The 4,548-nt window shown below is 67.2% G+C and carries 7 protein-coding genes; 1 reads left to right on the forward strand and 6 read right to left on the reverse strand.

Features of this window, described 5'->3' with window-relative positions:
• From RI841_RS14600 to RI841_RS14610, 3 genes are all read right to left on the reverse strand, one after another.
• A partial coding sequence (locus tag RI841_RS14600) for a sensor histidine kinase (protein WP_310706361.1) occupies positions 1 to 1,076 on the reverse strand: 1,076 nt, incomplete at its 3' end.
• Positions 1,073 to 1,744, reverse strand: coding sequence for a response regulator transcription factor (locus tag RI841_RS14605; protein WP_310706363.1), 672 nt, complete (start codon positions 1,742 to 1,744; stop codon positions 1,073 to 1,075). The genes RI841_RS14600 and RI841_RS14605, both read right to left, overlap by 4 nt.
• Positions 1,741 to 2,088: a PepSY domain-containing protein gene (locus RI841_RS14610; RefSeq protein WP_310706364.1), complete on the reverse strand. Its 348-nt coding sequence runs from the start codon at positions 2,086 to 2,088 to the stop codon at positions 1,741 to 1,743. The genes RI841_RS14605 and RI841_RS14610 overlap by 4 nt, the downstream gene beginning before the upstream one ends.
• Positions 2,089 to 2,198: 110 nt before the next feature.
• Here RI841_RS14610 and RI841_RS14615 point away from each other — a divergent pair, with 110 nt between their 5' ends.
• The gene (locus RI841_RS14615; RefSeq protein WP_310706365.1) at positions 2,199 to 2,672 is read left to right on the forward strand and encodes a PepSY domain-containing protein; all 474 of its coding nucleotides are present in this window, start codon (positions 2,199 to 2,201) and stop codon (positions 2,670 to 2,672) included.
• A 111-nt stretch (positions 2,673 to 2,783) separates the two neighbouring features.
• On the opposite strand, the gene RI841_RS14620 is transcribed toward RI841_RS14615, so the two are convergent.
• From RI841_RS14620 to RI841_RS14630, 3 genes are all read right to left on the reverse strand, one after another.
• The gene (locus RI841_RS14620) at positions 2,784 to 3,305 is read right to left on the reverse strand and encodes a cytochrome b (protein WP_310706366.1); all 522 of its coding nucleotides are present in this window, start codon (positions 3,303 to 3,305) and stop codon (positions 2,784 to 2,786) included.
• Between the two features lie 128 nt (positions 3,306 to 3,433).
• Positions 3,434 to 4,216 (reverse strand): TSUP family transporter, encoded by a 783-nt coding sequence (locus RI841_RS14625; protein WP_310706367.1) that lies wholly within the window; start codon positions 4,214 to 4,216, stop codon positions 3,434 to 3,436.
• Positions 4,217 to 4,266: 50 nt separating this feature from the next.
• Positions 4,267 to 4,548, reverse strand: a 282-nt coding sequence (locus RI841_RS14630) for a LysR substrate-binding domain-containing protein (protein WP_310706368.1), incomplete at its 5' end; no start/stop codon positions are given.

Raw genomic sequence — 4,548 nt, forward strand, 5'->3', positions numbered from 1 at the left:
GCCCAGCGTAGGGCATTGTCCAGCAGGTTGCCGACCAGCTCCTGCAGGTCCTGCGCCTCCATGCGCACCCGCATTTCGGCCGGCAAGCTATGGCTGAGGGTGATGCCGCGTCGCTCGGCCAGGCGGCTGAGTCCCGAGAGGATGGGCGCCAGTACGTCGCTGGCGGCGACCCGGGGAGCCAGGGTGGCGTCCCCGGCTGCTGACGCTCTGGCCAGGTGATGACGTACCGCTTCATCGATGCGCGTCAGTTCGTCACGGAGTCGGGTGCGTCGCGGCTCATCGATCCCGTCGGCCAGGGTAGTCAACACGCTTACCGGGGTCTTCAGCGCATGCGCCAGGTTGCCCGCGGCGTGACGCGCATGCCTCATCAGTCGTCGATCGCGATCCAGCACGCCGTTCATGGCCCTGGCCAGACGCGCGAGCTCTGGCGAGAGGCGGGTGTCGAGGCGCTCGGCTTCGCCGTTCTCCACGTGCTGCAGGTCGGTCTGTATCCGGCGCAGCGGGGCCAGGCTCCAGCGGATCTGCAGGGCCAGAGTGGCCAGTAGCAGTAGACCCAGGCCGACCAGGAAAAGCGTGACCAGTCGGGTAAAGCGCGCGAGTTCGGCGTCCAGGGTTTGCCGGGAGATGGCCACGCTGACGTGCAGGGGGCCATCCAGCGGTGCCAGTCGGATATCGCGCTCGATGACGCGCAGCGGTGTCCCGCGTGGGCCTGGCAGGTCACGGATCATCACCTCTCGGTGGGAGCGGACCGGGAGGCGCTGGTCCCACAGCGAGCGGGAGGTCAGCACCCGCTCGGCGCCGTCGCTGATCTGCCAGTACCAGCCGGACAGGACCTGCTCGAAGCGCGGGTCACCCAGTGAGCGTTCATGCACCAGCCGCTGTTGCGTCGGCTCCCAGGCGAGGCCGGCGACGACGACGTTGAGTAGGGCTTCCAGGCGCTCGTCGAAGGCCCCCGTCGTGGTCGTTCGGACGTAGTGGGAGAGACCCATCCCGGCCAGCGGCAGGGCGATTACCAGGGTCAGCAGGGAGGCCAGCAGCAGGCGACTGGCGAGCGACAGCTGTCGCAGCCGACTCATGGTGTCTCGTCGCCTTCGGCCAGTCGATACCCCTTGCCTCGATGGGTCTGGATACGTGCGGTGCCAAGCTTGCGGCGCAGCCGACTGATCTGGACATCGATGACGTTGGAATCCGGCTCATGGTCGCGGTCGTAGACGTGCTCGGCGAGCTCGCTGCGGCTCACCACGCGGGGCGCGGCGTGGGCCAGGTAGGCCAGCAGGCGCGACTCCTGGGCGGTCAAGCTCACCGGCCGGCCGGCGAGGGTGACGCTACCGGTGTGGGTGTCGAAGGAGAGTTCGCCGATCCGCAGCACCGGGTGGGCGTGGCCGTGGCTGCGCCGCACGAGGGCGCGCAGCCGGAACAGCACCTCGGCGGTCTCGAAGGGCTTGGTGACGTAGTCGTCGGCGCCGGCCGAGAAGCCGGCGGCCTTGTCGGCCCAGCGGGTGCGGGCGGTGAGCACCAGCACCGGCGTGTCGATGGCGTCTTCGCGCCACTGGGCGAGCCAGCGGCTGCCGTCGCCGTCGGGCAAGCCCAGATCGAGGATCACTGCATCGTAGGCCTCGGTGCGCACCAGGAAGTCCGCTTCGCCACCGGTGGTGGCAGTCTCCAGCAACACGCCGGCATCACCCAGGGTCTCGCTCAGCGCTTCGGCCAGCGCCCGGTCATCTTCCACCAGCAGCACCTTCATTGCCCGCGCCTCATGCCATTGATATTCACACCCTCCATGCCGATCAGCTCGCCACTGGCGGCATTGAACTCGAATTCCACCACTTGGCCCTGAGGGCCGAGCATCTCGATCTCATAGGCCATCCGGCCGTCGTCACGCTCGAGCTCCACCTCCAGTACCTGGCCCACATAGTGGGCCTCCAGCCAGTCGAGGATATCGGGAAGAGGCACGATCCGGCCACTGCGGACCGCCTCGTGAAGGTCGTGCCACCCCTCGTCTGCCGGCGCGGGAAAGGTGGCCAGCAGGGCGAGGAGGGCGGCCAGCGCGGGCAGGCGTAGGCGGGGAAGCAGGCGTCGATTTCTCATGGGCACAGCTTGCCAGGACGAACATGAATGCAGCATGAACGGCCCTGTCAGGTCACGGCAAGGTGGTCGATGATAAAACGGAGCGGCACCCATGAACGGAGGTATGAACCATGAAACGCAAGATGATTCTGACCGGCACCCTGGCCAGCCTGATGGCGGCTGCTACTCTGGCCCAGGCAGAGGATAGCCGCCTATCGGCAGAGCGCCTCGACGATATCATGGCCCAGGCCAGCGCCTTCGGCTTCACCCACTTTGAGCAGATCGAGGTGAAGGACGATGACAGCGTGGAGATCGAGGGCTGGCTCGACGACGAGTGGCAGGCCGAGGTCCGGCTGTCGCTGGAGACCGGCGAGTCTCTCGAGGAGGAACGCAAGCGTCGCGAGGGTGGCGCCTGGGGGATGAACGAGGACGACGTGCGCCTGGCCATGGAGGCCGCGGTGGCCGAGGGACTGGCCGAGTTCGAGGAGATCCAGGTCGACCGCGATGGCCGCATCGAGGTCGAGGGCCGTGACGCCGACGGTCGTGAGCTCGAGGTGAAGAGTCGCCAGGGCGAGCGTGACATGAGCGAGGTGGAGCGCGACTGAATCCGTCGCCGGGGCCTCGCCCCGGCGATTTCCCTATCCTGGCATGACACCCGCTACACAAGAGGGCCCGACGCGATAGCTTCGCGCCGGGCCCTTTCGTGCGGGGGTGGATCAGGTCATGCGCTGCAGGCTGCGTTCCCCGAGCCACCACTGGTGGGCCAGCGCGGCGAGCACATGGCCGGCGATGACGAACCACAAGAGATTGGCGAGCAGTTCGTGGGTCTCCTCGAAGGCCTCCTCGAGCCACTCGATCTCGGCACCCGCCGCGATCAGCGGTGCGCCGAAGAGAGTCACGCCCTCGCCGCTGCCCCAGGCCGCGAACAGGCCGCTGAGCGGAATGATGAGCAGCAGGGCATAGAGAGCCAGATGGCCGAGCCGTGCGGCCAGGCGCCAGTGGGCGAGTACGGCCGGCCGGCCGCGGTTGACGGCTCGCCAGGCCAGACGGAAGGCGAGCAGGGACAGCAGCGTCAACCCCATGCTCTGGTGCAGGTCCATCGCGGCGGCCTCGCCGAGCCCCTCGAAGCCCTCCATCCACCAGTCGCTGCCGAGCATCAGTAGCACCAGCAGGGCCATGGACCAGTGGAGGGCGCGGGAGACAAGGCCGTAGCGGTGTTCGGTATCGAGCCAGTTCATCAGGTTCACTCCTCGTTAGTGGGTACGTGATCCGTCTTACACCTCCTCGCCTTGCAGCAGCCTTAACGCCCCGTTCATCCGGCATTCATGTGGCGCAGCCGCACTCCCTGCGGTTCCCGTCGTGGGACTCAGCCTGCCGAGCTGTAGAGCCCCACCACGCTGACCAGGATGAGCACCCCGCCGAGCACCCGGAAGTAGAGATTCGTGCGGCTTGCGAGCATGTGCCGGTGGGCGCGTTCGCCCAGCAGGTGGCCCACCAGGGCGCAGGGCAGCAGCCACAGCTGATGGATGAGCTGAAGGTCGACGTCGGCGATCACGAAGGAGACCATCTTGATCAGCACCAGGATGAACCACAGCACGAAAAGGGTATCGCGCAGCTGGTGGACAGCGACATGGGTGGCGAACACCGCGACAATCAGCGGGGCGCCGATCAGGGAGGTGCCGCTGACGTAGCCGCCCAGCGCCAGCAGTACCGCGTCCATCCAGCGGTTATGGCTGCGGAAGGGCTTGTCGAGCACGTAGCCGACCGCATAGACCATCACGATCACGAAGATGATGCTGGTCAGCACGTTGCCTGGCAGGGTCAGCAGGCCGACCACCCCGACCAACTTGGGGATGATCATCACTTTCATCGCCCTGAGCAGGTAGCCCCAGTCGATATTGCCCTCGGCCGGCGCCTGGCCGGCGTTGTCGGCCACCAGCTGTCGGTGGCCGCGCCAGGCGATCCAGCTGGAGAAGATCAGCAGGTGGATGGCGATGATCGGCAGGAAGACCAGCGGTTCGTCGAGCACCAGCAGCAGGAAAGGCAGCGACAGCACGGCGCCGCCGAAGCCCAGGCTGGTGCGGACGAAGCCGCTCCAGACGAAGATCAGACCGATCAATACAAGCTGGGGGATCTCGAGGTCGGCCATCAGGGCACTCCTTTACCCGTACGGATGTGTCATTTTTCCATGTAGAGGTGTCATGGCGGCAGCGCGCCCCAGACGCCGGTAAGCACTTCCAGCGCCTCGGCGATCACCGCCTCCTCGCTGTGATCGCGTCGCCAGACGAAACTCAGCGCGCAGGGCAGGCGAACGCCCTCGGCAACCACCAGGCCGCGCTCCTGGCGCTCGGCCATGGCCAGGGCGTCGCGGGCCAGGCTGAGGCCCACGCCGGCGCGCACCAGGTCGAGCATGCAGGCCTCCTGGTCCACCTGGGCCACGCCGTTGGGCACGATGCCCAGCGGGTCGAGCACGCCATGCAG

The sequence above is a fragment of the Halomonas sp. genome (genome assembly GCF_031581305.1).
Taxonomy (GTDB): domain Bacteria; phylum Pseudomonadota; class Gammaproteobacteria; order Pseudomonadales; family Halomonadaceae; genus Halomonas.